Annotated in this window: 23 protein-coding genes; 6 read left to right on the top strand and 17 right to left on the bottom strand. The window is 64.1% G+C overall.

The window, feature by feature from the left end; all coding sequences use genetic code 11:
- Positions 1–141: 141 nt before the first annotated feature.
- The 6 genes from NTV05_18660 to ileS all read right to left on the bottom strand — a co-directional run bounded on the left by NTV05_18660 (position 142) and on the right by ileS (position 7,821).
- Positions 142–1,686 carry a B12-binding domain-containing radical SAM protein gene (locus tag NTV05_18660; GenBank protein ID MCX6546417.1) on the bottom strand — a complete coding sequence of 515 codons (1,545 nt, stop codon included), beginning with the start codon at positions 1,684–1,686 and terminating at the stop codon, positions 142–144.
- Positions 1,687–2,034: 348 nt separating this feature from the next.
- Positions 2,035–2,571 (bottom strand): NUDIX hydrolase, encoded by a 537-nt coding sequence (locus NTV05_18655; protein ID MCX6546416.1) that lies wholly within the window; start codon positions 2,569–2,571, stop codon positions 2,035–2,037.
- Between the two features lie 118 nt (positions 2,572–2,689).
- Positions 2,690–3,649 carry an RluA family pseudouridine synthase gene (locus NTV05_18650; protein MCX6546415.1) on the bottom strand — a complete coding sequence of 320 codons (960 nt, stop codon included), beginning with the start codon at positions 3,647–3,649 and terminating at the stop codon, positions 2,690–2,692.
- Between the two features lie 8 nt (positions 3,650–3,657).
- Positions 3,658–4,485, bottom strand: coding sequence for a prolipoprotein diacylglyceryl transferase (lgt, locus tag NTV05_18645; protein ID MCX6546414.1), 828 nt, complete (start codon positions 4,483–4,485; stop codon positions 3,658–3,660).
- Positions 4,466–4,996: a signal peptidase II gene (gene lspA / locus NTV05_18640; protein ID MCX6546413.1), complete on the bottom strand. Its 531-nt coding sequence runs from the start codon at positions 4,994–4,996 to the stop codon at positions 4,466–4,468. The genes lgt and lspA overlap by 20 nt, the downstream gene beginning before the upstream one ends.
- Positions 4,993–7,821, bottom strand: coding sequence for an isoleucine--tRNA ligase (gene ileS, locus NTV05_18635; GenBank protein ID MCX6546412.1), 2,829 nt, complete (start codon positions 7,819–7,821; stop codon positions 4,993–4,995). The genes lspA and ileS overlap by 4 nt, the downstream gene beginning before the upstream one ends.
- A 32-nt stretch (positions 7,822–7,853) precedes the next feature.
- Between ileS and NTV05_18630 the strand changes: the two genes are divergently transcribed.
- Positions 7,854–8,609 (top strand): HAD family hydrolase, encoded by a 756-nt coding sequence (locus tag NTV05_18630; GenBank protein MCX6546411.1) that lies wholly within the window; start codon positions 7,854–7,856, stop codon positions 8,607–8,609.
- The gene (locus NTV05_18625) at positions 8,602–9,465 is read left to right on the top strand and encodes a hypothetical protein (protein ID MCX6546410.1); all 864 of its coding nucleotides are present in this window, start codon (positions 8,602–8,604) and stop codon (positions 9,463–9,465) included. Before NTV05_18630 ends, NTV05_18625 begins: the two co-directional genes overlap by 8 nt.
- 71 nt (positions 9,466–9,536) lie before the next feature.
- Here the strand turns inward: NTV05_18625 and NTV05_18620 are convergent, their stop codons facing one another.
- The 6 genes from NTV05_18620 to thiD form a co-directional block, all read right to left on the bottom strand.
- Entirely contained in the window at positions 9,537–9,878 is a 342-nt protein-coding gene (locus NTV05_18620) for a histidine triad nucleotide-binding protein (GenBank protein MCX6546409.1), read from the bottom strand.
- Positions 9,875–10,903, bottom strand: a complete 1,029-nt coding sequence (locus NTV05_18615) for a peptide chain release factor N(5)-glutamine methyltransferase (protein ID MCX6546408.1) — start codon at positions 10,901–10,903, stop codon at positions 9,875–9,877. The genes NTV05_18620 and NTV05_18615 overlap by 4 nt, the downstream gene beginning before the upstream one ends.
- A 35-nt stretch (positions 10,904–10,938) precedes the next feature.
- A complete protein-coding gene (gene prfA, locus NTV05_18610; protein ID MCX6546407.1) occupies positions 10,939–12,018 on the bottom strand; it encodes a peptide chain release factor 1 in 1,080 nt (359 codons plus the stop codon).
- 61 nt (positions 12,019–12,079) lie between these two features.
- A complete protein-coding gene (gene moaD, locus NTV05_18605) occupies positions 12,080–12,325 on the bottom strand; it encodes a molybdopterin converting factor subunit 1 (GenBank protein ID MCX6546406.1) in 246 nt (81 codons plus the stop codon).
- Positions 12,316–12,810 carry a molybdenum cofactor biosynthesis protein MoaE gene (locus NTV05_18600; GenBank protein ID MCX6546405.1) on the bottom strand — a complete coding sequence of 165 codons (495 nt, stop codon included), beginning with the start codon at positions 12,808–12,810 and terminating at the stop codon, positions 12,316–12,318. Before NTV05_18600 ends, moaD begins: the two co-directional genes overlap by 10 nt.
- A 13-nt stretch (positions 12,811–12,823) precedes the next feature.
- Positions 12,824–13,621, bottom strand: coding sequence for a bifunctional hydroxymethylpyrimidine kinase/phosphomethylpyrimidine kinase (gene thiD / locus NTV05_18595; protein ID MCX6546404.1), 798 nt, complete (start codon positions 13,619–13,621; stop codon positions 12,824–12,826).
- A gap of 20 nt (positions 13,622–13,641) precedes the next feature.
- Between thiD and NTV05_18590 the strand changes: the two genes are divergently transcribed.
- Positions 13,642–14,247 (top strand): biotin transporter BioY, encoded by a 606-nt coding sequence (locus tag NTV05_18590; protein ID MCX6546403.1) that lies wholly within the window; start codon positions 13,642–13,644, stop codon positions 14,245–14,247.
- Positions 14,248–14,250: 3 nt separating this feature from the next.
- Here the strand turns inward: NTV05_18590 and NTV05_18585 are convergent, their stop codons facing one another.
- Positions 14,251–14,892 carry a class I SAM-dependent methyltransferase gene (locus NTV05_18585; GenBank protein ID MCX6546402.1) on the bottom strand — a complete coding sequence of 214 codons (642 nt, stop codon included), beginning with the start codon at positions 14,890–14,892 and terminating at the stop codon, positions 14,251–14,253.
- A 72-nt stretch (positions 14,893–14,964) separates the two neighbouring features.
- Here NTV05_18585 and NTV05_18580 point away from each other — a divergent pair, with 72 nt between their 5' ends.
- The 3 genes from NTV05_18580 (at position 14,965) to NTV05_18570 (ending at position 18,996) form a co-directional block, all read left to right on the top strand.
- The gene (locus NTV05_18580; GenBank protein MCX6546401.1) at positions 14,965–16,485 is read left to right on the top strand and encodes a FumA C-terminus/TtdB family hydratase beta subunit; all 1,521 of its coding nucleotides are present in this window, start codon (positions 14,965–14,967) and stop codon (positions 16,483–16,485) included.
- A 111-nt stretch (positions 16,486–16,596) separates the two neighbouring features.
- The gene (locus NTV05_18575) at positions 16,597–17,964 is read left to right on the top strand and encodes an MFS transporter (protein ID MCX6546400.1); all 1,368 of its coding nucleotides are present in this window, start codon (positions 16,597–16,599) and stop codon (positions 17,962–17,964) included.
- A 6-nt stretch (positions 17,965–17,970) separates the two neighbouring features.
- Complete coding sequence (locus NTV05_18570; protein ID MCX6546399.1) at positions 17,971–18,996, top strand: NADP-dependent oxidoreductase; 1,026 nt, start codon at positions 17,971–17,973, stop codon at positions 18,994–18,996.
- A gap of 39 nt (positions 18,997–19,035) precedes the next feature.
- Here the strand turns inward: NTV05_18570 and NTV05_18565 are convergent, their stop codons facing one another.
- The 4 genes from NTV05_18565 to NTV05_18550 form a co-directional block, all read right to left on the bottom strand.
- The gene (locus tag NTV05_18565; protein MCX6546398.1) at positions 19,036–22,050 is read right to left on the bottom strand and encodes a type I restriction endonuclease subunit R; all 3,015 of its coding nucleotides are present in this window, start codon (positions 22,048–22,050) and stop codon (positions 19,036–19,038) included.
- A gap of 243 nt (positions 22,051–22,293) precedes the next feature.
- Complete coding sequence (locus tag NTV05_18560) at positions 22,294–23,724, bottom strand: restriction endonuclease subunit S (GenBank protein MCX6546397.1); 1,431 nt, start codon at positions 23,722–23,724, stop codon at positions 22,294–22,296.
- Positions 23,721–23,954, bottom strand: coding sequence for a hypothetical protein (locus NTV05_18555; protein MCX6546396.1), 234 nt, complete (start codon positions 23,952–23,954; stop codon positions 23,721–23,723). The genes NTV05_18560 and NTV05_18555 overlap by 4 nt, the downstream gene beginning before the upstream one ends.
- Before the next feature lie 200 nt (positions 23,955–24,154).
- A complete protein-coding gene (locus NTV05_18550) occupies positions 24,155–25,195 on the bottom strand; it encodes a PDDEXK nuclease domain-containing protein (GenBank protein ID MCX6546395.1) in 1,041 nt (346 codons plus the stop codon).
- Positions 25,196–25,200 lie beyond the last annotated feature (5 nt).

The raw sequence follows: 25,200 nt of genomic DNA, 5'->3' as shown, positions 1-25,200 counted from the left end.
CGCGACCGAGGCCCAACGGCGTGCACTCGACCTGCTCAAAGCGATTGCGTAACGGCGTGTAGACAGAATCGCATCCCCGGCGCAGCACGTATCTGCTTCACCGGACAGGAGATCAGGCGCACTCACCAATGGAACTTCAGGCTAGGCTGGCTCCGGCCAGTTCCGGCGCTCGAGAAACGTCATCGGCTCGATCTGCTTCCCGCGCGGGTACTTGCGCGCGTCGCGCCGCGACGTCCACAACAGCACCGGGCCCGCCACGCGGTCGATCCAGCGCGTCAACCCGCCCAGTTGCCCTTCCATGTCCCTGCGAAGGGCGCGGATCTTCTGGCTCACTTCGATGTTGGTTCCCCGCAGGTACTTCTCCATCGCATACAGCGCGGCGCCGTACGATTGCCGCAGGTCCCGCCCGCTGCGCTTGTATCGCTGCCGCACGCGCGGATCGGGATCGTCGTGATAGCGCTTCCAGCCCTCCATCATCGTCTTGGCCAGACGGTACACGCTCGGGCCGTTTTTCTCGTAGTCGCGCCGGAAGGCCCAGTCGAGCCATCGCTTCGAGCTCTCGCGCGGCATGGCGGCATGCTCGAAATTGAAGCGATCCTGCCCGTGGATGTCGGCCAGATTCACATCGATCAACCGTCCCTGGCTGGCCATTTCCTCGTACAGCGGCGTCCCGGGCACCGGGGTGTAGAGCATGAACTGATGGAAGTCGGTGTCGTGCGCGACGGCATGCTCAATCTCGGCCTGGATGTTCTCGGGCGTATGGTGTTCAAGGCCGACAATCGTCGATCCGAGCACGCCGATGCCATGCGCTTGAAGCTCCTTGGTCAACTTGATGGTGTCGGCGCCCTGAAGCTTGCTGTATCCGCTCTGCTGCGCCTCGAGGCCCATCCAGATCCAGGCGACCCCGAGTTCAACCAGTTCCCGCATCTTGTACTTGGAGATCGCGTTCGCCGACGAGAACACGTAGAGCGACCAGGCCTTGCCCTTCTCTTTCATCTGTTCGAGCAGTTCCATGGCGCGCTCTTTGTAGAGCAGGAAGTTCTCGTCCATGACGAAGAACGACTTGACGCCCAGGCGTGATTCGGCGTCGCACATCGCATGGAAGATCTCCGAGCCCTTCTCGAAGAAGTTCGTCACCTTGCCCTTGCCGCCAAAGAACGCCGACGTCGTGCAGAAGTTGCAGCCCATCGGGCAGCCAACCGACGGAATAATTGTCGCCGCCGGGCTTCCGCCCCCCTGTGGTCCCCGGAGGCCCATGATGCTGAATCCGAAGGACGATGGAATCACGGGATGGTTCACCGGGGCGGTCGGATCCTCGCCGAGGAAGGACCGGAACCACGACACGCCCTCGCCCTTGACGATATGGTCGGCATCAATCATGTGCTGGATGCCGGGGATGGCGGTGACGTGGCCGCCCACGACGATCGTCGATTTCGGGGAATGTTCGCGGACGAGCCGGCACATCTCGCGGATCTTGCCGACATTCACGATAATGCCCGACAGGCCGACGATGTCGTACTCGTGGGCCTTCAGCTCCTCGACGAACCGTTCGCGGGTGGGGAAGTCGAGCACGGCGCATGGCGCCGAGATGTTGTGCTGGATGAAGATGATGCCCCAGGAACGGTGGAACAGGCGAAGAGAGAACGGGCCCTGCTCACGCGTGACCTGGTTGTGGTAGAGCTCCATCGGATTGATCGCTCGGCTCCCGAACTCATCGTCCTGGGCGTATGGCCCGAACACGGAAGACAGAAGAATGCGCGCCTGCGTGCCTTTGGGATGTTGCGGCGTTGGGCCCGGGGTCTTTCTGGAGTTCGGCGTTATCTCGGAAACGGTTGCACTGGCATCTTTCTGATGAGGCATGAACACAAGACCTTTCCTGAAGTCCGACCTTCTGGCGGGAAGCGGACTGGGGCACTCTCCACTTCGCTTTGAAATGGGAGGATCAACTCATTATCATACGCCCATTCGAGCGGCAGCAGCGCATCGCCCAAGCGCGGGGCCGCGAACGATCGTTCGGTATTGCGGGCTGCGCGTTCAGGCCAACGTCAATCCCCACGCGGTCTTCAAATCAACCACGTCACCCCGGCGGACCAATTCGCGCGCCTCGTCCAGCGAAAAGGTCTGCGCGCGAATGTCCTCGTCCTCGTCCTTCTCTGCGGCGGGTCCGTCCGGACTCGGGGCATGAAGCCCGGTGAGGCGGTAGAAGCTCATCTGTTCGGTGCAAATGCCCGGCGTCGGATACCACGAACCGGCGAACTCGACAGTCGCGGGCACCAGTCCGATTTCTTCTTCGCACTCGCGGGCGGCTGCGGCGGCGGGATCCTCGCCGGGCTCAACGCCACCCGCGGGCAGTTCCCAGATCCACCGATCGAGCGCGTAGCGGTACTGTCGGATCAGGACGATGTGGGTGCTATCGACCAGCGGCAGCAGGACGACCGATCCCGGATGGCGCACGATCTCCAGGGTGACCGTGCGGCCGTTGGGAAGCGTGACGCGATCGGCGGTCACGGTGAAGACACGCCCCTCGAACGCGGTCGTTTGTGACAGGCGCGTTCCTTGTGGTTCGTTCATGAGACGTGTGCCTTATCGGGGTTCGGGATTCGAAATCTCGTTCGGGCACGGCATGCCGTGCCCCTACGCATCTCTACCGTCTACTGACTACGGACGCCGCGCTTCTGTCCCCTGTCTCCTATGTCTCAACTCTCGCCTCGAAGCGCTCGACGATGTCGTCCAGCACATCCTGCAGATCCTGGGGAAGCGGCGCAATGAATTCCATCCGTCTCCCCGGGTCGGACGGGTGCGTGAAGGCCAGTCGCATCGCGTGCAGGAACGGCCGATCGAGCCGCAACACCGGCCGCAGATGACCGGGAACATGGCGCCGCACGCCGCCGTAGACCGAATCGGCCACAATCGGGTGTCCGATGGCACTCAAGTGGACGCGAATCTGGTGCGTCCGCCCCGTCGCGATGGCGACATGCAGGTACGTCACGCCGCGCATGAACCGGGCCTTCGTCACCCGCGTCACCGCCGACCGGGCGCGTTTCGCCCTCGCCGACATCTTCTTGCGATCGTTCGGGTCGCGGCCGATGTCGGCCTCGATGCGCCGGCCCTGCTGCACCTCGCCCCAGACCAGCGCCACGTATTCCTTTTCGACTTCACGGTCCTGGAACTGCCGCGACAGTTCCTGGTGGGCGGCGTCGTGCTTGGCAACCACCATCACTCCCGACGTGCCCTTGTCGAGGCGATGCACGATGCCCGGACGAAGCTCTCCGCCCACGCCACTCAAATCGTCCACGTGGTGCAGGAGGGCGTTGACCAGTGTGCCGGCCGCATGGCCTGGCGCCGGATGGACCACCATGCCGGCCGGCTTGTTCACGACGATGACGTCGTGATCCTCGAACAGCACGTCGATCGGCAACGCCTCCGCCACAGGGATGGCGGGCGATGGCTCAGGGACGTCAACGATCACCACCTCTCCGGCTCGCACCTGATGATTCGGGCGGGCGGGCTTGTCGCCGAGGCGGATCTGGCCTTCCTTGATGAGGCGCTGTATCTGGGAACGCGACTGCCCGGGCACCAGCGCGACGACAAACTGGTCCAGGCGCTGGCCAGCCTGCTCGGCGTCCACGGTGAGTTCAAAATGCTGCATAGTCGGCTTCAGCGGCCGCGCTTCCGCGACGCACCAGCCGCCGGGGCCTTCGCCGGAACGGGCTCGCTCTGCCTGCGGCGCATCAGAATCATCAGCATGATGATCGCCAGCGGCGCGAGTCCCATCGAGATCACCTGAGAGGTCGACCACCCGAACGTCGACCCCCGTGGATCACCGCGGACGAACTCGATCGCAAACCGCGAGACGGCGTACAGCAGGATATAGAACCAGAACGTCCGGCCGCTGAACTTCCGCCCGCGCCGTTCCGTCGCCAGCAGGAGGATCAGGATCACGAATTCCGCGGCCGCGTCGTACAGTTGCGTCGGGTGCAGCGCCACATGGAGCGGTGTCCCGACGTTGGCCGCCGCAAACGGATCGCTGAATGTGATGCCCCAGGGCAGCGAGGTCGGCGTCCCATAGCAGCAGCCCGCGAGCAGGCACCCCATCCGGCCGACCACGTGCCCGAGCGCGATGCCCGGCGCGATGGCGTCGGCCGTGGCCCACACGGGCAGGCGGTGGCGCCGCATGTACCAGAGGCCCACCAGAAACGCCAGCACCAGCCCGCCATAGAAGACGCCACCCGATCGCGCGAGTGTCCACAATTCAGCGGGTTGCCGCCGGAAATAGTCGAAATCAACGATGAGCAGCAGCGCCTTCGCGCCGACCAGGGCCGAGATGATGATGTAGATCCCGAGATCCAGCACGCGGTCGCCGTCGAGGCCGGCGCTCCGCGCTCGCCTCACGGTGACGTATAACGCGAGCAGATACGCCGCAGCCAGCAGCACGCCGTAGCTGTAGACGGTCAGTGGTCCGAGTTCAAGAAGTCGTGGATACATGCCTGCCCGTCCTCATCATATCGATGATCATTGCAATGACGCCAAGCGTGATCGCCGAATCGGCCACGTTGAACGCCCAGAAGTGCCAGGAGCCGAAGACCACGTCCACGAAATCGACCACGCTTCCGAGGGCCAGCCGGTCGATCAGATTGCCGATGGCGCCCGCCAGAATCATCACCAGGCCGAACCGCGCCACCCGGCCGTCGCCGGACCCGTGGGCCGCGTAGACGGCGATCCCGATGAGCGCCGCGGTGGCCACCAGCGCGAGGATGGCCGCCTTGTACGGAAAATCCACGCCATTCAGAATCCCGAACGCCGCTCCCGAATTGCGGACGTGCGTGAGGTTCAGGATTCCGGAGACGATCGGCACGGAGTCGAAGATCGGAACGTGCGCGCGCACAAGCGCCTTGGTGATCTGGTCGACGACGACAATTCCGGCCGCTACAGAAACCTCGAGCCTGTGACGCCGGAAGATGTCGCCGCAGCAGACCGGATCGACAGCTGAGTTCACCGGGCAGACGCCCCCAGAGCGTCCTCGCACCTCGGGCACACGCCTTCACGGCCCGGGGCACTCGAGACGGCCGGCACGTACCGCCAGCAGCGATCGCACTTCGTACCCGCTGCGCGCGACACGAAGATGTGCAGCGAGCTGCCTTCACTCTCGACGTAGACGGAGCCCTCGGACGGCGCGCAGCCCGGGACGGGCGCGGTGGTCTGGTCATCGACCTGCGACGTGATGAAGAGCGTCGGGAGGTGCTCCCAGTGGCTGGTCAGCAGCTCGTGAATCGGTCCGACGCCGCGCAGATGAACCGCGGCTTCGAGCGACTGGCCGATGCCCTTTGACTGCCTGAGTTTCTCCAGTTCGGCGTTGACCGCGGCCCGCACTTTCAGCAGGCGCGACCATCTGACGACCAGCGCCTCGTCGGTGACGAGATCGGCGGCCTTGGGAAACTCCGCCAGATGCACCGACTCTTCGCGCTCGCCCGGCAAATGCTTCCAGTATTCCTCTGCCAGCACGGGCAGCACCGGCGCGACGAGTCGCGCCAGTCCGTCGGCGATCGCGAACATCGCGGTCTGGGCCGATCGGCGCGGGCGCGCGTGGGCCGCCAGCGTATAGACGCGATCCTTGGAGACGTCCACGTAAAAGGCGCTCAAATCCACCGAGATGAACGCGTTGAGCGCCTGGAAGATCGCCGGGAAATCGTAAGTTTCGTACGCGGCGCGAATCTCGGCGGCCACCTCACCGAAGCGCGCCATCGCAAAACGATCCACCTCGTCGAGGTCGGCCGGCGCCACCCGGTCGGTCGCCGGATTGAAATCGGCAAGATTGGCCGCGAGGATGCGCAACGTGTTGCGCAGCTTGCGGTACGCCTCGACCACGCGCGCCAGGATCTCCGGACCGAAGCGGACCTCTTCGCGGAAGTCCACGCTGGCCACCCAGAGCCGCAGAATTTCAGCCCCGCTCTGCTTGATCACCGTCTCTGGCGGGATGTCGTTGCCGAGCGACTTCGACATCTTCTTGCCTTCGTCGGTCACCACCATGCCATGAATCAGCACCTGCCGGTACGGGGCGTGATCGCGCGTGCCAAGGCCGACCAGGAGCGAACTCTGGAACCAGCCGCGGTACTGATCGTTTCCCTCGAGGTACAAATCGGCGGGCCAGCGAAGTTCCGGATGAACGGCGAGCACCGCCTCGTGGCTGGACCCCGAGTCGAACCACACGTCGAGGATGTCCTGCTCGCGCTCGAAGGCGGTCGCGTGACACGAGGGGCACTCGAATCCAGGCGGCACGAACTCGGCTGTCGGATGTTCGTACCAGGCCTCCGCCCCGTCGTGTTCGAACACCGTTGCCGCACGCTCGATCAGTTCCGGTGTCAGTATCGCGATGCCGCATTGCGTGCACGTGAGCGCGGGGATCGGCACGCCCCAGGACCGCTGGCGGGAGATGCACCAGTCGGGCCTTCCCGCAAACATGCCCTTCATCCGATCGCTGCCCCACGCGGGGAACCACTGGACCGCGTCGACTTCGGCGATGGCCCTGGCGCGCAGACCCGTATCGTCCATGCCGATGAACCACTGCGACGTCGCCAGGAAGATCACGGGATGGTGGCAACGCCAGCAATGCGGGTACGAGTGATCGACCCGGGCCTTCTTCCAGAGGCGTCCCGCGTCAGCCAGCGCATCCTCAACCTGAGGGTTGGCCTCGAATACGGTAAGCCCGGCGAAGCGGTCCACCTCGGCCAGGAAGCGCCCGTCGTCTCCGACGGGCGCGTAGATCTCCAAGCCGTACCGTACCCCGGTGTGAAAGTCGTCTGCGCCATGGCCCGGTGCCGTGTGCACGACTCCCGTGCCGGTGTCGAGCGTGACGTAGTCGGCGAGCACGCCGAGCGATCCTCGTTCGTACAGCGGATGCCGGAATTTCAGGTGCTCGAACGCCGTGCCGGGCATGCGCGCGATCGCCTCGGCAAACGGCCGCCCAAGCTCGGTCGACAACTGGTCGGCCAACGCTTCGGCGACGACGACCACGCGGCCTTCGAACGGATACGCGGCGTACATCGCTTCGGGGTGGAACGCCAGCGCGAGGTTGGATGGAATCGTCCACGGCGTGGTCGTCCAGATGAGCGCGGATACGGCGTGGCCCTTCAGTTCCGGCACGCGCGAGCCCAGCTCGGCCCGCGACTCGTCCATCAGCGGGAACTCGACGTAGATCGACGGCGACGTGTGATTCTCGTACTCCACCTCGGCTTCGGCCAGCGCTGTGCGGCAGTGGATGCACCAGTGCACAGGCTTCTTGCCCTTGTACACCATGCCCCGCTCGACAAACCGCCCGAGCGCCCTCACGATCGCCGCCTGGTAGCGGAAGTCCATCGTCAAGTACGGATCGTCCCAGTCGCCGAGCACGCCGAGGCGTTTGAACTGCGCGCGCTGGATGTCGACGAAGCGGGTCGCATACTCCCGGCACGCGCGGCGCAGATCGGCCACGCTCATCTCCGCCTTCCGCTTGCCCAGCTCGCGGACGACTTTCAACTCGATGGGCAGGCCGTGACAGTCCCAGCCCGGGACGTACGGCGCGTCGTAGCCCATCATCGATCGCGACCGGACAACGATGTCCTTGAGCGTCTTGTTGAGCGTCGTGCCCAGATGAATGTTGCCGTTGGCGTAGGGCGGGCCGTCGTGCAGGATGAAGACCGGCGCGCCCCTGCGCTTGTCGCGCAGCTTGCGGTACAGGCCGATGGCGTCCCAGTCGGCCAGCATCTGCGGTTCGGTGACCTGCAGGTTGGCCTTCATCGGGAAACCCGTCTTGGGCAGATTGAGCGTGTCTTTCCAGTCGGACATGGTGAATCTCTATTCTATAATGGCCGCACCGCATGACACGTGCTGTCTTCTTCGACGTTGATTTCACGCTGATCTATCCGGGGCCAACCCTCCAGGGCCAGGGCTACCAGTTCTTCTGCGCGCGCCATGGCGTGAGGGTGGATCCGTCGCTATTCCGTGCCGCAGTCGCGTCTTCGGCGCCGATCCTCGACGAAGTCAAGCAACACAACTACGACGCGCAGCTGTTTGTCGACTATACACGGAGCATCATCGAACAGATGGGCGGCACGGGCCCGGCCACGCAGGATGCCGCGCGTGACATCTACCAGGAATGGGCCGAGTGCCACCACTTCTTCCTGTACGACGACGTCGAGCCGGCGCTGAAGCGGCTGGCTGAGGCCGGAATCCGGATCGGGCTCATTTCGAACACGCAGCGTCCGCTGGAGGAATTCTCGGCGCACTTTGCTCTGGGAGGCCTCATCTCGGCGGCGGTGTCGTCGGCCGAGCACGGCTTTCTCAAGCCCCATCGGTCCATTTTCGACGCGGCGCTGGCGGCGCTTGACGTTGTCCCGGGCGACGCGGTGATGGTCGGCGACAGCGTGAAGCACGATATCGAGGGCGCCCGCCAGGCAGGCATGCGCGCGGTGCTGGTGCGCCGATCGGGCGTCGGCTTGTCGAGCCCGCTGCAGCGATCGCTCGGTCCGGGCTACGAGGACGTGCCGGTAATCGCGTCCTTGCTGGAGCTGCCGGACCTGCTGCTGTCGTCACCTGGATCCGGATCAGTGCATGGAGCGAGGTCGAATGACTGAAGCACGCATCTCGCGCATGACGATCCGCGCTCTCCATACCTTCGACGAGTTTCGCCAGGTGATGGCTCTGGAGAGCGAGATCTGGGGATATGACGATCCGGAGGACGCGGTCGGGATTCCGATGTTCGTGATCACGCTGAAGCGCGGCGGCATCCTGCTCGGCGCCTTCGAGGGCGCCCGACTTGTGGCCTTCGTGTATTCAATCGCCGGGATCAAGCACGGCCGGCCGATGCAGTGGTCGCACATGCTCGGTGTGCTGTCTGAGTACCGTGGAACCGGCGTCGGGCGCGAACTGAAGATCGAGCAGCGACGGATCTCGATGGAGATGGGCCTCGACCTGATGGAGTGGACGTATGATCCCCTGCAGACCGTCAACGCGCATCTCAACTTTCGCCGGCTGGGCGTGGTCGTCGAGGACTACGTCGAGAACGTCTACGGCGAGTCGAGCAGCGTGCTGCACCGGGGCAATCCGACCGACCGGTTCGTCGCGCAGTGGTGGATGCGGACGCCTCGGGTCGAGCAGGCCGTTGCCGCGCCCGACGAGACGGCGGCCGGCGCGCTGACCTGGAGAGAGGGCTGGGACCGCGCGCTGCCCGCGAACGTCGTGAAGAGGCGGGACCGATGGACCGCGTGCGAAGGCGTGACGCTCCGCGCGGACGCGCCGTGGCTGACCGTCGTGGTTCCCGGCGAGTTCACCGAGATGTTGACCGGCGATCCCGGGCTTGCCAAATCGTGGCGCTTCGCGACCCGCGACCTCTTCAATCACTACCTCCAGCGCGGATACGCGGTGGTGGATTTCGAGCGCCACGCGGATCGACAGCAGGGCCGCTACCTGCTCACCAACACGAATCGGTGACGGAGAAGCAGCCCGCGTGGGCCGCGGGATCCATCCCGGGCGCCGTAGGGGCACGGCATGCCGTGCCCGTCCTATCCCGGCGGCCAGGCCATCGGACGCCCGCCGAGCACGTGCAGGTGGATGTGGAGCACCGTCTGGCCGGCCTCGGCGTTGCAGTTGAACACCGTGCGATAGCCGCGCTCGGCGACGCCGAACTCGCGGGCGAGCGCCGCCGCACGGGCGTGCATCCGGCCGATCAACGGTTCGTCGTCTGGCGTGACGTCGTTAAGCGTGCTGATGTGTTTGCGCGGCACGATCAGGACGTGGACGGGCGCCTGCGGATTGATGTCGTGGAACGCGATCAGCGCGTCATCCTCGAAGATCTTCCTGGCGGGCAACTCGCCACTGATCACGCGGCAGAACAGGCAATTCATACGTTCCTCCAGGTCCGGCGCGCGACCGCCACCCGCGGGATGCCGGCCAGATCGTCGCGCAATGCTACCACTGCCAGATGCGGTTCGGCCGTGATGATCTCCTGCACGCCGGACGCCTGCCCGTCGCCAAATTCGAAGATGAGCCATCCGCCAGGCACGAGTCTGCTGGCGGCCATTGGCACGAGCCGCCGAATCAGGTCGAGCCCGTCGGGTCCGGCGTCCAACGCGAGCCGCGGTTCGTAACCCAGGATCTCCGGCTGCAGTGAAGCCAGATCCGCTGTCGGGATATAGGGCGGGTTCGACACGATGCAGTCGAACGGCCCGGCGGTCGCCTGGAGGAGTTCACATCGCAGGAGCGAAACGCGGTGTCGTACGTCGTGGCGGCTGATGTTTCGAGCGGCAATCGTAAGCGCGTCGGCCGACACGTCGGTCGCGACGACACGCGCCTCGGGCAGCGAGTGCGCCAGCGAGACAGCCAGACAGCCGCTGCCGGTTCCGACGTCGGCGATGCGGACGTAACACCCGACCGCGTGGGTCTGCAAAACGCGGCTTTCCAAGACGTGTTTTGCCGGCCCTTCGGCGAGCTCAGGACCGCCCCGAGCAACGTCGAGGGGCGGCTTGCGTGAGCGGGGACGCGGAGGAACCGTCGTCTCGCTGGCTCGAGGCCGCGCATCCGGGGTGACACGCGCCAGCGCCTCCTCGACGATGAACTCTGTTTCGGGCCGCGGGATCAATACGCCCGGTCCAACCTCGATGTCGAGGCCCCAGAACTCGCGGTGGCCTGTGATGTAGGCGGTCGGCTCGCGACGCTCGCGGCGCTGAACGAGCGGGTTGTACCGGTCGACAAATCCTGCCGGGGTTGGCTCACGCCAGTTGGTGACGAGTTGCGCCCGCTCCCATCCGCCGAGGGCGTGTCGAGCCAGCACTTCCGCGTCAATCGCCGCCTCGGCCGGATGGATGCCGGCGCGTTCGAGGCGCTGCCTGGCCTGCTGGATGATCGCGTGCAGTGTATTGGTAGCGTTCATCCCGTTGCATCTGGCGGGCGCGATGAATCGCGCCCCTACGACTCGCTCACCGTCGTGACTTCCTTCAACTGTTCGGCGTTGTAGTGCGTGATCACCTCGTCAATCAGTTCGGTCACGTTGCCGTCGAGCACGTCCATCAGCCGATGCGTCGTGAAGTTGATCCGATGATCGGTGATGCGGCTCTGCGGGAAGTTGTACGTCCGGATCTTCTCCGACCGCTCTCCGGTACCGACCTGGCTGCGCCGATCCTTGGCGATGGCTTCCTGCTGCTTGCGCATCTCCATTTCGTAGAGCCGCGCCCGCAGCACCTTCATGGCCTTCGACCGGTTCTTGATCTGCGACTTCTCGTCCTGCTGCGAGACCACCAGTCCCGACGGGATATGCGTGATTCGCACAGCCGAGTACGTCGTGTTGACGCTCTGGCCGCCGGGGCCGCTCGAGCAGAACGTGTCGATGCGGAGGTCCTTCGCGTCGATCGCCACGTCGACTTCCTCGGCCTCCGGCAAGACGGCCACGGTCGCCGTCGACGTATGGATTCGGCCGCTCGCCTCGGTCGCCGGCACGCGCTGCACCCGGTGCACGCCGCTTTCGTACTTCAACCGGCCGTACACGAGCTTGCCTTCGATGCTTGCGACGACTTCCTTGGTGCCGCCGATGCCGTTCTCGCTGGTCGAGAGGACCTCGACGCGCCAGCCCTGCCGTTCCGCATAACGGCTGTACATCCGGAACAGGTCCGCCGCAAACAACGCCGCCTCGTCGCCGCCGGTGCCCGCTCGAATCTCCAGCACGACGTTCTTGGAATCGTTCGGGTCCTTGGGCACGAGCAGGACTTTGATTTCCGCGATCAGCACCTCCGCTCTCGCCTTGAGTGGCGGCACTTCCTCGAGTGCCATCTCGCGCATCTCCGCGTCATCGGTCCTGGCCAGTTCCTCCGCCTGGGCGATTTGCGCGGTGACGCTCCTGTACTCGCGAAAACGTTCGACGACGGGCTCGATCTCCGCCAGCGCCTTGGCGTTGATCCGGTACTGGCCCGCGTCCGACTGCACCCCTGGCGATCCCAGCATCGCGAGCAGTTCCTCGTATCTCGCTTCGACCGAATTCAGCTTATCGAGCATTCCCGATCCTCATCAGAAGCAAGGAGCTTCTTAGTTCTTCCTTCTTACTTCTGTCCCCGCGCTAGCCACCCGACACCGGCGGCAGGAAGACCACCTCGTCCCGCTCGGCCAGCACCCGGGTGAATCGCGCGTACTCCGCGTTGACGGCTGCCGACAAGGCTGACCGGTGCGGCGCCATCGCCGGGAACTCCGAGGCAAGCGCGTTCCAGGCCGATTCCACCGTGGCGCCTTCTGGCACCTCTCGCACCAGATCGGCCGTCCCGGCGATGTCCCGCAGCCGCGCGAACAGGCGAATCGTTATCTGCATGCGCGTTCGTACGCAATCTGCCGAGCCGCCGAATCCGCCGGGTCGGCTGTCGCGCCCTCAATCCACGCCTCGCCGCCTTCAAAGACCTCGCGCTTCCAGATCGGCGCAATCTGCTTTACGCGTTCGATCGCGTAGCGGCAGGCCTGGAACCCTTGGGCGCGATGCTCCGCGGCCGCCGCAATCGCGACACTGATCTCTCCCGGCCGCAGCGTCCCAATCCGATGATGCAGCGCCAGCCGCGTCCCAGGCCAGGCAAGGGCGATCTCGGACGCGATGATCTCAAAGGCCCGCACGGCCAGAGGCTCGTAGGCCTGGTACTCCAACTGGACGACGCGCCGGCCGAGGTTCTCGCCCCGAACCGCTCCGAGAAACGTCACGATGGCCCCGTGCCGGCCGGGCGGCTGGTCGGCGCTCTCGGTGATCGACCCCACGAGTGCCGCAAGGTCGAGTGCGTCGCGAGTGATGCCCAGCAGCGTCTGCGGCATTGGAGTCAACACTTCAGTATAACCGCGCAGCCCCGTTCCAGAAGTGATTCAGGACCCCCACCCCCCGGCCGGCTGCGGCGCCATGACGAATGGCTCCCTCGACGTAGGATTGGGCCAGCGGAACGGCCTCCGCAATCGTCCTGTTGAGCGCCAGGTGTGCCGCGATGGCGGCTGCAAACGTGCACCCTGTGCCGTGCGTGTTCGTCCCCGGCACACGCACGTGACGGAATTCGGTCAGGTCGTGGCCGTCAAACAGCACATCAACGACGTCGGCGGTCGACAGGTGCCCGCCCTTGACGACCACGGCGGCTGGTCCCATGTCATGAATCCGCCTCGCCGCCGTCCGGCTGTCCTCCACGCTCCGGATGGTAATGCCGGTCAGGACCTCCGCTTCCTCCGTATTCGGCGTGACCACCGCGGCGCGCGGCAGCAGCTGCCTACGCACGGCATCGACGGCGTCGCGGGCCAGCAGGGCGGCGCCGCTTTTCGAGACCATCACCGGGTCGACCACGAGGTTGATCAGTCCGAGCCGCGCCACCGCGTCGGCGACTGCGTAAACGATCGCGGCGGTCGCCAGCATGCCTGTCTTGACCGCGTCGACGCCGATGTCGTTCGCGACGGCCTCGATCTGCGCCGTGATGATGTCGCAGGGAAGCGGCAGCGCGGCGGTCACTCCGAGCGTGTTCTGCGCGGTGATGGCCGCAATCGCGCTCGTGCCCCACACCCCGTGCGCGGCGAACGTCTTCAGGTCGGCCTGGATGCCGGCTCCGCCCCCCGAATCACTCCCGGCGATTGTCAGTGCCTTCTTCATACGCTAGAATCCGAGATGACATGACCAATGCGTCTTTGCTGAATGCCGTCACTGACCGGTTGGCGCCGCCGTCTTCGCGCGCCATTCTTGTCGCCAGTGTTCTGTTCATCACGGTGTTGACCGCGGCCGCCGCCCAGGTCAGCCTTCCGTTGCCGTTCACTCCCGTGCCGCTGACGCTGCAGCCGATGATCGTGCTGCTCGGCGCAGCCGCGCTTGGGTCCCGGCTGGGTGTCGCCAGCCAGATGCTCTACCTGGCGGCCGGCGCGGCGGGGCTTCCGGTATTTGCCGCGTCGCCGGTGCTTCCGCAGGGCATCCTCCGGCTCGTCGGTCCCACTGGCGGGTTCCTGCTGAGCTACCCGCTCGCGGCGTGGGTAACAGGCCGGCTTGCCGAGCGCGGATTTGATCGCCGCTACCTGACATCGGTGGTGGCCATGGCCGCCGGTCTCGCCATCATCTTCGCTGGCGGAGTTGCGATGCTCACACTACAGTTCGCCCCCGCGATGGGTGGAGGCGCGCTGTCGGCCGCACTCGCCGCCGGCTGCTATCCGTTTGTCGCCGCCGACCTGGTCAAACTCCTGATCGCCGCGACCATCCTGCCGGGTATCTGGAAGGTGCTCGGGCGCTAGCGTCTACTTGCTCACGAAGATCAGGAAGAACTGGTACGGGAGAAACGTCTCTCGCCGCGCCAGTTTCAGTCCCGCCGCTTCGGCATCACGCACGATCAGGTCCGGATCGACGCGCTCGTCGAGCGGCGGGCCGGGGCCCAGGCCATCCTTCCGGAAATCCACGACGCCGACGCGTCCCTGCGGCTTCAACGATCGCGCCAGGTTCCGCAGCAGCGGCACGGGGTCGTTGATCTCGTGGTACGTGTCCACGACCAGGACCGCATCGATCTTGCCTGCCGGTAGCCGCGCGTCCGATTCGGTCCCAAGCACCGGTTCCACGTTGCGAAGGCCCTCGCGCGCGATGCGGCGCCGGGTCGCTTCGAGCATCAGGCGCTGGATGTCCTCGGCATAGACCTTTCCGTTCGGGCCGACCCGTCGCGCCAGGCGAATCGTGAACCAGCCGCCGCCTGCCCCCAGATCGGCGACTACCGACCCGTCGGCGATGCCGAGCGCATCCATGATTGGCCCCGGCATCTGCCAGAGATCGCGGTCCGGTCCCTCGAGCAAGCCGAGATTTTCGGGCGGAAACAATCGGCCGTGCCGCACGCCGCCCTGCGCCCCGAGCGATCCCCCGCCGGCAGCGAGAAGCGCGACGGCCGACAACATTGCTGCGAGCCGTATCCTGCTGAACATGAACGGGTTAATCCATCATCTGGAATCGGTATATACTCTGGCCTCATGTTACCAGAATTCTTTTCGAGCATGCTTGAACTCATCGTCAAGACGTCGTCTGAACTGCCCCCCGACGTTCGCGCGGCCATGAAGACCGCTACCGATCTGGAACCCGCCGCGACGCGCGCCGGCCAGGCCCTGTGCATCATCAACGTCAACATCGATCAGGCTGCCGACGTCGAAGGCGCCATCTGCCAGGACACCGGCATGCCGACCTTCGAAATCCACGCGCCGCGAGAGGCGGATCAACTGTGGATGGCAGAGGAAGTCCGGAAGGCGATTGCGGAAGCCACGAAGCGCGGGAAGCTGCGTCCGAACTCGGTCGATTCCATCACTGGCAAGAACTCCGGCAACAATCTCGGTCTCGGCACACCGGTCATCCACTTCAATCAGTGGCCGTCGGCTGGCGAGATCGAGGTCAAGCTGGTCCTCAAGGGCGGCGGCTGCGAGAACTGTAACGCCCAATATGCGGTGCCGGTCGAACTGGCAAATCTGGGCCGCGCGGACCGGAATCTCGAGGGTGTTCGCAAGTGCATTCTTCACGCCGTGTGGCAGGCACAGGGCAAAGGGTGCGCGCCGGGCGCCATCGGTGTGTGCATCGGCGGCGATCGCGCCAGCGGATACGCCGGCGCGAAGGCGCAGCTGTTCCGGACGCTCGATGACGTGAATCCGGATCCGCAATTGGCCGAACTCGAAGCCACGATCATGGGCACGGTCAACCGGCTTGGCGTGGGCACGATGGGCTTCGGCGGGCGGACGACGCTGATCGGGTGCAAGATCGCGGCGCTCAATCGGCTGCCTGCCTGCTTCTTTGTGTCGATCGCGTACAACTGCTGGGCGTTCCGCCGGCTCGGCGTGGTCCTCGACGCGACGACGGGTGCGATCAAGCGGTGGCAGTATCGCGATCCGGCGAGCCCGATCGTGCCGATGGCGGACAAGGATGGCTTCAAGCGCACCGGGCGCGAAGTCGTGCTGACCGCGCCGCTCACCGAGGCACAGGTCCGCGCGCTCAAGGTCGGCGACGTCCTGCTGCTCAACGGACGCATGTTCACGGGCCGCGACTCGGTCCACGCGTACCTGGCCAAGAACGATCCGCCCGTCGACCTGAACGGCGGCGTGATCTATCACTGCGGGCCGGTGGCGGTGAAGGACGGCGACCGGTGGAAGATGAATGCCGCCGGGCCGACCACCAGCATTCGCGAAGAGCCGTACCAGGCCGACGTCATTCGCAAGTTCGGCGTGCGCGCCATCATCGGTAAGGGCGGCATGGGCGCCAAGACGCTCGACGCCATGAAGGAGTGCGGCGCGGTGTACCTGAGCGCGATTGGCGGCGCGGCGCAGTTCTACGCCCGCTGCATCGAGCGCGTTGACGCTGTGTCGCTTTTCGAATTCGGCGTCCCGGAAGCGATGTGGCATCTGCACGTCAAGGACTTCCCGGTGATCGTGACGATGGATGCGCACGGGAACAGTTTGCACAAGGACATCGAGGCGGAGTCGGGGAAGGAACTGGCGGCGCTGAAAGGTTAACTGGGGACGATTTCAAGACCTGCGTGGGCGACCCTTTTCAAGGGCCGCGAGCACGGGTCTTGAAATCGCATGTCCGGATTCCGGGCTCGAAACGCGAGAGCGAGATTCTTCATGACTGATTCGTCCGCAACGTCCGTGCGCCCGCAGCCGCCGCGCGCCTACCGCTGGCTGGTGCTCGTCTTTATCAGCCTCGCGATGTTCGGCAACTACTACGTCTACGACTGCATCGGGCCGCTGGCGCCCCTGCTCGCCAAGCAGGGCTTTTCGGATGCGAGCATTGGCCTGCTCCAGGCGATCTACAGCTTTCCGAACATCGTGATGGTGCTCATCGGCGGATTCATCATCGATCGGATCGGCACCAAGAAGTCGACGCTGCTGTTCGGCACGATCTGCTTCATCGGGGCGGCCGTCACGGCGTGGCCGGATCTGCCGATGCTGGCGCCGCTCGGCGTGGCCGTCAACGCACTGCTCGCGGTGGCCGGGTCGGCGTTCGACGTGAGCCACGTGCCGCCCACAGTCGCGGTGATGACCGCGGGCCGTCTCATCTTCGGCCTCGGCGCCGAGTCGCTCATCGTGGCGGTGACGACGGCCATCGCGAGGTGGTTCAAGGGCAAGGAACTGAGCTTCGCGTTCGGCATCAACCTGACCATCTCGCGCTTCGGCTCGCTCGCGGCGCAGGTGTCGCCCAGTTGGGCGGGATTCGCCTACGTCACGTGGAAGGGGCCGCTGGTGCTGTCGGTGGCATTCGGCGTCTTCTGCATCGTCGGCGCGCTGCTGTATTGGGGCCTCGAGGCGAACGCGGAAAAGCGCTACGCGCTTGGCAAAGCCGGGAAGACCGACAAGGTCGTGTTCAAGGATCTGTTCGGCTTTGGCAAGTCCTACTGGTTCATCGTCCTCTTGTGCGTCACGTTCTACTCCGGAATCTTCCCGTTCCAGACCTTCGCGCAGAAGTACTTCATTGACGCGCGCGGCACCACACCCGAACTGGCCTCGTGGCTGGTTGGCATGCTCACCGTGTTCGCGATGATCGGGACGCCGACGTTCGGCGCCGTCGTCGACAAGATCGGGAAGCGGGCCTCGCTGATGTTCCTGGGGGCCGCGCTCTTGATCCCGGTGTACGCGATCATCGGCTACACAGGGATTTCCCTCTACGTGCCGATGGCGATGATGGGGATCGCGTTCTCGTTGATACCCGCGGTGATGTGGCCTTCGGTCGCATACGTGGTTGAGGAGCGCAGGCTGGGCACCGCGTACGGCCTGATGACCATGATCCAGAACATCGGGTTGTTCGGATTCAATCTGGCAGTGGGGGCGCTCAACGACTCGGCCAAAGCCGGCGCGGCCAATCCCGCGGGCTACCATGCCGGCATGGTCTGGGCGTTCTCGGGCCTGGGGTTCGCGGCGCTGCTGTTTGCGTTCCTGTTGCGCCGCAGCGAGACCGGCCCGCACGCCCACGGCCTCGAGACGATCAAGGCCTAACAGACCATGGGGACCATGACCAATCGCGCGTGGAAGCTGGCCGCCCGGCCGCGAGGCGTGTTCAAGCCAGAGGATTTCCAGTGGGCCGAAGATCCGCTGCCGGATCTGGCGGATGGCCAGGTGCTCGTGCGCGTCGTGTACCTGTCGCTCGATCCGACCAACCGCGGTTGGGCCAACGCCACCGCAACCTATCTGCCGCCGATTCCGCTTGGCAGTGTCATGCGCGGCTTTGGGCTTGGCGTCGTGGAGGCGTCGCGTCACGCGGCGCTCAGGGCAGGCGACTACGTGCAGGGCATGCTCGGCTGGCAGGTCTACAGCGTGATCGACGGAGCCGCGGTCAGCCGGTTCGAGCGGCAGCCAGGGATTCCGCTCGACGCCTACCCGGCGGTCTTCAGCTACATCGGGGCGACAGCGTATTTCGGTCTGCTCGATATCGGCCGGCCGAAGAAGGGCGAGACGATTGTCGTGTCCGGTGCGGCGGGCGCGGTGGGCTCGCTTGTCGGTCAGATTGGCAGGATCCTCGAGTGCCGCGTCGTGGGCATCGCGGGCAGTGACGAGAAGTGCGCCTGGCTGACCGGCGAGCTCGGCTTCGACGCGGCGATCAACTACAAGCGCGAACCCGTCCTCAGGCGGCTGCGGCAGCACTGCCCCGGAGGCATCGACGTGCACTTCGAGAATGTCGGAGGCGACATTCTCGATGCCGTGCTGGCCCTCATCAACGAGCGCGCGCGGATCGTGCTTTGCGGCCTCATCTCCCAGTACAACGAGTCCATCCCGCCACCCGGACCCCGCTTTATCGGCAACGTGCTCATCAAACGCGCCCGGATCGAGGGCTTCATCATCCTCGACTACGCGGCCCGGTTCCCGGAGGCGTTCGCCGCGCTCGGCAAGTGGATGTCCCAGGGGTTGTTGCGCTACCGCACCGACATCGTCGACGGCCTCGAGCACGCCCCGATCGCGATCAATCGGCTCTTTGCGGGCGGGAACACCGGCAAGTTGCTCGTCCGTGTGTCGGACGACAGGTCGTCCTGAGGCCGCGCCACACAGAAGGCCTTGGCCTTTCTCTCACGGTCATGGGCTGGTGATGGCGTACACCATATCGCCTACAAACCGGCGGAAGGACTCGTTCTCGACAAACTGCTTATAGACCTGTGTGTCGTCCTTGAGCAAGAGCTGCATAACCCTGCCCAGTGCCTGATCGTGGGCCATCCGCGCCGTGTGTGGCGTGTTTTCCTTGGCGTTCTGATAGGCCTGGTCGGCAGCCACTTTGGGTGCGATGTCGTCGCGGATCCGGCGGGCGACCCGATCGGCATCCGTGAAGAGGGTGCCGAACTGTTGGTTGAACGATTCGAGGATACGACTCAGCCGGTCCAACTCTGGCTGGGGCTTGTGGCCGCCAGCATCCGCTGGCACTGGGTCGATCTCGGCATCATCATCCGCCAATGCGATCTTCATGACCTCCTTCTTCTCAACGCGGTAACTGTCCATGTTGATCGCTTCGAGAATACCCCTGGAGAGATCCTCCTCCTTCGGCGCGGGCAGCTTGGGAGTGAGCAGATTGAGCAGGATCGAGAGCTTCTCCCATGCGCTATTTGAATAAGGCATGACCGAGGCCAGAAAGTCATACGTGCGGCAAAAGGCCTTTGCCTTGCCCTTGAATTCCACCTGCTGGTCCTCGTCCAGTCGCACCTTGTAAACGGCGACACACGCGTCAAGAATCGGATCGAGCCTGTCCCGTTCTGCTCCCCCGAGGAACAACTCCACCAACTGCTGCACGTGCTCCGCCGAATACACCTGGGCGCTGTCCAGCGCCGCCTTCAGGTCGTGCAGCTTGTTGGGGTCCGTCTCCTCGCTGAGCAGCGTCGTGCGGTAGTAGTCCTGGAACGCAAACGTAATCGTCTCGGCATTGTTCTGGAAGTCGAGGACGAAGCAGTCGTGCTTCTGCGGATGCGCGCGGTTGAGGCGCGAGAGCGTCTGGACGGCCTGGATGCCGGCGAGCGGCTTGTCCACGTACATCGTGTGCAATAGAGGCTCGTCGTAACCGGTCTGGAACTTCTCGGCGCAAACCAGGAAACGGTAGGGGTCGGTCTGGATCTTCTCCGCTATCTCGCGACTCGGAAAACCGTTCAGCGACGACTCGCTGACCTTGGCCCCGGCGTACTCGTACTCGCCAGAAAAGGCGACGATGGCCCTGTGTGGGCTCTTTCGCTCCTCAAGATAGGTCTTGAACGCGTGGAAGTACTGGATCGCGCGCTCGACACCGCTCGTCACCACCATCGCTCGCGCCTGCCCGCCAATCTTGCCGGCCGCCAGCACGTGATCGTGGAAATGGTCACCCATGATCTCCGCCTTGCGCCGGATCGCGTGGTCGTGGCTCTCGACGTACCTGCGGAGCTTCTTGTTGGCTTTCTTCGCGTCGAATTCCGGATCGTCCTCGACCTTCTTGACGAGCTTGTAGTAACTCTCGACCGGTGTGTAGCACTTAAGCACGTCAAGGATGAATCGCTCCTCGACCGCCTGCTTCATCGTATAGCTGTGAAACGGCCGGTGCTTGACCTTGCCGTCCCCATCCGGCGGCAGCGCCTCACCGAACATCTCCAGCGTCTTGTTCTTTGGCGTGGCGGTAAAGGCGAAGTAACTGGCGTTGGTCAGCATCTTGCGGGCCGCCATGCGCTGCTCGAGCGCGTCGTTCACCGCGTCTTCGGGATCCGCCTCCGCCCGCTCCTCCTCGGTCGCGTCGCCCAGCGCCTTGCTCATGGCTGCCGTCGTCTTGCCGCCCTGGCTCGAATGCGCCTCATCGATGACGATGGCGAAGGTCTTTCCGGCCTCAGTGGCGATTTCGTCGAGGATGAAGGGGAACTTCTGCACCGTCGAGACGATGATCTTCTTGCGTTGCTCGATGAACTTGCGGAGATCGCCTGAATGCTCGGCGTGGCCCACCGTGGCACCGACCTGCATGAACTGTTTGATGGTCCGTTGGATCTGATCGTCGAGGATGCGCCTGTCGGTGACGACAATCACCGAATCGAACACTTCTATGCCGTTGCGTTTGACGCCGACAAGTTGATGCGCAAGCCAGGCAATCGAATTCGACTTACCGCTGCCGGCTGAGTGCTGGATGAGGTAGCGTTTACCAGCGCCCTCCATTCGCACGTCAGCCAAAGCCTCCCGCACGACATCGAGTTGGTGGTAGCGCGGGAAGACCTGGCTGCGTGTCTTCCTGCCCGTCTTGTAGTTCTTGGTCTCCACGATCTGGGCGTAGTTCTCGAGGATATCGGTCAGGCCCGTAGGCGTGAGGACATTCATCCAGAGGTAGCTGGTCTTGAGGCCGAGCGGGTTGGGCGGATTGCCGGCGCCGTCGTTGCAGCCCTTGTTGAACGGCAGAAACCACGAGGCCTTGCCCTTGAGCTCGGGGCACATTCGCACCTCGCTGTCGTCCACGGCCAAGTGGACCACGCAGCGGCCGAACTCGAAGAGCTTTTCGCGCGGGTCGCGGTCGCGGCGGTACTGCTCGACCGCATCTTCAACCGTTTGCTTGGTGAGGCTATTCTTCAGCTCGAAGGTGGCGATCGGCAGGCCGTTGATGAACACACACAGATCGAGCGCGCGGCGCGTCTGGTCGGTGGAGTAGGCGAGCTGCCGCGTGACCGAGAAGCGGTTCTGGGCGTGGAGCGCCGCTGCCTTCTCGTTGCCTTCCGACGGCGTGCCATAAAAGAGGTCGACATGAACCGGCCCGTGATCCACGCCTTTGCGCAGGATGTTGATGACGCCGCGCTTGCCAATCTCGGAGGAGACGCGAGCGAGGAACTTGAGTCGGTTGATGTCATTCGGGTTATCGGCGCCGGCTAATGACAGCTTCTTGAAGGCACTGAGTTGCGTGGCGCGCAGGAACTCGAAGAGTTGCACCACGTCCAGAGCGTGGCTGCGGTCGAAGTCCGTGGGTTGACCCGCCAGGTAGCCAGTGCCGCCGTAGGGCGAAGGTGTCTCGGCCACGACATCCGACGCAGTGACTGGAAGGCCATCCGTGCCGGTCATGTGGCGCATGATGAGAGTTTCGAGGCCCTTCTCGCTCGTATCGGTGGTCATAGTGCGGCTTCCATCAATTACCGATCAACCAACAGGCAACCCCACAAACCCTTGCATTCACTGGCGTTAACAACGACCGCGGCTCTATTGTCCCTTTGTTTGGGGCTTTGTTAAGCCTCGGAATCGTAAGCCGTCTAAACAAAGCCCAATCCTCTGAGCTGCCAGTACTTGCAGCGACATTGCTCGGTGCGGGTCGGGTTCAGTCATGGTTTCTCGCTTTGTTACACGCGAGGACAGCCGCCGTCAACCAGTCGCCTCCTCGTCGGTTGGCTCGGTGTCGTCACTCAAGCCGTCTGCATCGTCGGCGCCGAGCACGGTGGCGGCGGCATCGGATTCAGGTTCTTCTGGCAGTCGCGCCGCTGCCTCGCGCACGTCGAGTTTGCCGGTCACAACGTCAGCAATGAGCCGAGTGCGGTACTCGCGCAGAAGGTCGATCTCGCGGCTGAGGCGGGAAATCGTTTGCTGGAACTGCCTCAATTCGACGTCCAAGCAATCCGCAATGGCTCTCTGCTCGGAGGATGGTGGAAAAGCGAGACGGTGCCGCCGGAGCTTCTCGGAGGTCAGATGGGCGATAGTGTTCTCGTTGCCGTCGGCGGAAAATACCCCGCGCGTGGCCGCGACCTGCAATTGGTAGAAGAGGTAGCGGGGATAGTCACGATTGACGTCAAGGCTGCGAATGCGGTGAAGGGCCTTCTGAAATCCGCATAATGGTAGTTGCCCGTTCCAGAATGCGCAGCGTCCGACCTGCCCACCTTCGCAAACCAGTAGATCACCTCTTTGTAGCGTGTAGCGTGAATACTCCGCAGGCGGAATATCCATCGTTGGCAGGTGATCGACCACGACTCTGTCCCATTGCACATCCCGGTTCCTCAGATACGAGACCGGATAGCGGCCGAGATTCCGTCCTCCATCCAGCATCTTCCCTAGTTCAACCGAATACCGCATTCGGAGACTGATGGTCTCCCAATGCCGTGGAATGTCGCCAATCCAGGGAATGCCGGACGATTTGAGCGGTACGGAGGGGTCCAGCCCGCGGGTGACCGAGCGGTGGATGATGGCCTGCTTCTGTTCGGCGAGCAGTGCAATCACCTTGCGCTTCGCTCGGACTGCCCGATCCAGCCGGCCGTTCGCCCAGCCCAGAAACCGCACGATCGCGGCCTGCTCCGGAAGTGGCGGTGTTGCGACCATCGTGGCGAGAAAGCTGTTGTCGTACAGCCTAAGGAACCCGGCGCTCCCGGTTCCGAGGCCAGTCGATTCGCGTCGAAAGTAGTCGCGATACGGCGCAATCCGCAGCAACGCCCCCAGGTAGTCCATCGATATTGGAACTCTCGGTTCAAACACTGAGTAGTCGGGACTGACGAGGCCACCAAGGCTGGAATTGAAAATCAGGCCGTTATTTGCTTGCAGACGATTGACCACGAGTTGGCCCACCCGAACCAGCTTGAATCCGATCGTGGTGGCCCCTTGCGGTGGCCTTGAGAAGTGCTCCGCATAGACGACGATTCCGTGGTCGCGCCGTAATGACAGCAGTGTCTCAAGTCCGGTCGACGAACGTTGGTCGATGGGCCGCAGGATTCGTTTCAGGCGCATCGGCTGCCAGTGTCTGGGCACCCGGCCGAGCCACGGCAGTCCCGACTCCTTGTATTCCGGGTACGGCTTGAGGTCGGCGATCATGGCTTGACGCTCTCGTCAGTGCCCCTGAGGCGGTCGGTCCGATCGGCGATCATCAATTGTTCGCGGACGAGTTCGGCGCGACGCTCGAAGCGGTCGCCGGTCGAGCCGAATTCTGAACGCACAGCGTTCACATTTGGAACAACCGAGAATGATGTCTGCACGAGCTTGAGGTTCGGTTCATCGTGCTCTGTAGCTACCTGGGCGCAGGCATCTTCTATCTGCGGCGGCAAGTGGTAGTATGTCCGACCCCATTCATGGCGCCGTGCGTCACAATTTCCGTCCGACCAGCGAGGCAGCGGTCGGCTACGGAAACTGGAGGCGGCGGAACCGCAGCCGAACTTCCCACCGGGATGCCTCGTCAACGCGGAGAGTAACCGCGTGTGGCGAGCGGCCTGCGCGAATCGGACAAACTCGAGGGACGCCGTCACCCTCAGCCTCGCTGTCTGTTCTGCCGGGTTGGCTCTTCTGCTGCCGGCTCCGGCGCGTTGAGCGCATAGAACTCGTGTAGTTTGGCGGCGAGCACGTTCTTGTCAGGCAGTTGGGTGCGGTACTCAGCCACGAGCGCGGGTGAGAGCGAACGACTGAGGGCGTACTCGACCACCTCGCTGTCCTTTGAGGCGCATAGCAGCATTCCGATCGCCGGGTTCTCATGAGGCTTTCGGTGGTCGCGGTCGAGGGCCTCAAGGTAGAACTCCAGCTTACCCAAATACTCCGGCTCGAAGCGGTCCACCTTCAGTTCGATCGCCACCAGGCAGTTGAGTGCGCGATGGAAGAACAATAGATCGAGCGCGAAGTCACGCCCGCCAACTTGCACCGGGTATTCTGAGCCAACGAAACAGAAGTCGCGCCCAAGTTCGCCGAGAAACTCCTTGAGCTGCGCCAGCAGGCCCCGATGCAGATCGCTCTCCGTGTGCACCCTCGGTAGATCCAGAAACTCAACGAAATAGGCGTCCTTGAAGGCACTGCCAACGGCGTCGCCGTGAATCTGCCTCGCTGCCGGTGACACTCGTGGGGGATGTACGACGGTGCGCTCGAAAAGGGCTTGACGGAATTGCCGTTCCAGTTCTCGCTTTCCCCATCGCTCCTGTATGGCCATGCGCAGGTAGAACTCCCGCTCTTCTGGCCGCTTGGACTGCATGAGAATGACGAGGTTCTGAGTCCATGGCAATTGTGTCACCAGTGGTGTCACTTTTTCATCGCCGGCGTAGGTCTCATAGAACTGACGCATTCGAAAGAGATTCCGTCGGGTAAAGCCGCGTAGCCCCGGCAGTGCCACAAAGAGATGCTGCGCCAGGTGGTCGACGACGCCTTCGCCCCATTCTGCCGTCGCGAGTTTCCCGCTGATGTACTTGCCGATTGTCCAGTACAGACCCACCAGCTCCGTGTTGACCGCCTGATAGGCGCGCCTTCGCGCCTGCTCGATGAGGCTGACGACCTCCGCGAAGCTGGATTCAATTGGCGCTGCGACCACGCGCC

The organism is Acidobacteriota bacterium (assembly GCA_026393755.1).
Lineage (GTDB): Bacteria > Acidobacteriota > Vicinamibacteria > Vicinamibacterales > JAKQTR01 > JBAXOX01.
The sequence above is the reverse complement of the archived record's forward strand: the minus strand, read 5'-3'. Positions and strand labels throughout refer to the sequence as shown.

What these genes read in the sequence shown, in the direction of transcription:
- NTV05_18565 (MCX6546398.1), bottom strand. Translation starts at nt 22,050, where the DNA reads ATGACCACCGATACGAGCGAGAAGGGCCTCGAAACTCTCATCATGCGC.
- moaD (MCX6546406.1), bottom strand. Translation starts at nt 12,325, where the DNA reads ATGCAGATAACGATTCGCCTGTTCGCGCGGCTGCGGGACATCGCCGGG.
- NTV05_18600 (MCX6546405.1), bottom strand. Translation starts at nt 12,810, where the DNA reads ATGCCGCAGACGCTGCTGGGCATCACTCGCGACGCACTCGACCTTGCG.
- NTV05_18660 (MCX6546417.1), bottom strand. Translation starts at nt 1,686, where the DNA reads ATGGAGCTCTACCACAACCAGGTCACGCGTGAGCAGGGCCCGTTCTCT.
- NTV05_18630 (MCX6546411.1), top strand. Translation starts at nt 7,854, where the DNA reads ATGACACGTGCTGTCTTCTTCGACGTTGATTTCACGCTGATCTATCCG.
- NTV05_18650 (MCX6546415.1), bottom strand. Translation starts at nt 3,649, where the DNA reads ATGCAGCATTTTGAACTCACCGTGGACGCCGAGCAGGCTGGCCAGCGC.
- thiD (MCX6546404.1), bottom strand. Translation starts at nt 13,621, where the DNA reads ATGAAGAAGGCACTGACAATCGCCGGGAGTGATTCGGGGGGCGGAGCC.
- NTV05_18655 (MCX6546416.1), bottom strand. Translation starts at nt 2,571, where the DNA reads ATGAACGAACCACAAGGAACGCGCCTGTCACAAACGACCGCGTTCGAG.
- NTV05_18625 (MCX6546410.1), top strand. Translation starts at nt 8,602, where the DNA reads ATGACTGAAGCACGCATCTCGCGCATGACGATCCGCGCTCTCCATACC.
- prfA (MCX6546407.1), bottom strand. Translation starts at nt 12,018, where the DNA reads ATGCTCGATAAGCTGAATTCGGTCGAAGCGAGATACGAGGAACTGCTC.
- NTV05_18575 (MCX6546400.1), top strand. Translation starts at nt 16,597, where the DNA reads ATGACTGATTCGTCCGCAACGTCCGTGCGCCCGCAGCCGCCGCGCGCC.
- NTV05_18585 (MCX6546402.1), bottom strand. Translation starts at nt 14,892, where the DNA reads ATGTTGTCGGCCGTCGCGCTTCTCGCTGCCGGCGGGGGATCGCTCGGG.
- lgt (MCX6546414.1), bottom strand. Translation starts at nt 4,485, where the DNA reads ATGTATCCACGACTTCTTGAACTCGGACCACTGACCGTCTACAGCTAC.
- NTV05_18620 (MCX6546409.1), bottom strand. Translation starts at nt 9,878, where the DNA reads ATGAATTGCCTGTTCTGCCGCGTGATCAGTGGCGAGTTGCCCGCCAGG.
- NTV05_18580 (MCX6546401.1), top strand. Translation starts at nt 14,965, where the DNA reads ATGTTACCAGAATTCTTTTCGAGCATGCTTGAACTCATCGTCAAGACG.
- NTV05_18560 (MCX6546397.1), bottom strand. Translation starts at nt 23,724, where the DNA reads ATGATCGCCGACCTCAAGCCGTACCCGGAATACAAGGAGTCGGGACTG.
- ileS (MCX6546412.1), bottom strand. Translation starts at nt 7,821, where the DNA reads ATGTCCGACTGGAAAGACACGCTCAATCTGCCCAAGACGGGTTTCCCG.
- NTV05_18570 (MCX6546399.1), top strand. Translation starts at nt 17,971, where the DNA reads ATGGGGACCATGACCAATCGCGCGTGGAAGCTGGCCGCCCGGCCGCGA.
- NTV05_18615 (MCX6546408.1), bottom strand. Translation starts at nt 10,903, where the DNA reads ATGAACGCTACCAATACACTGCACGCGATCATCCAGCAGGCCAGGCAG.
- NTV05_18590 (MCX6546403.1), top strand. Translation starts at nt 13,642, where the DNA reads ATGACCAATGCGTCTTTGCTGAATGCCGTCACTGACCGGTTGGCGCCG.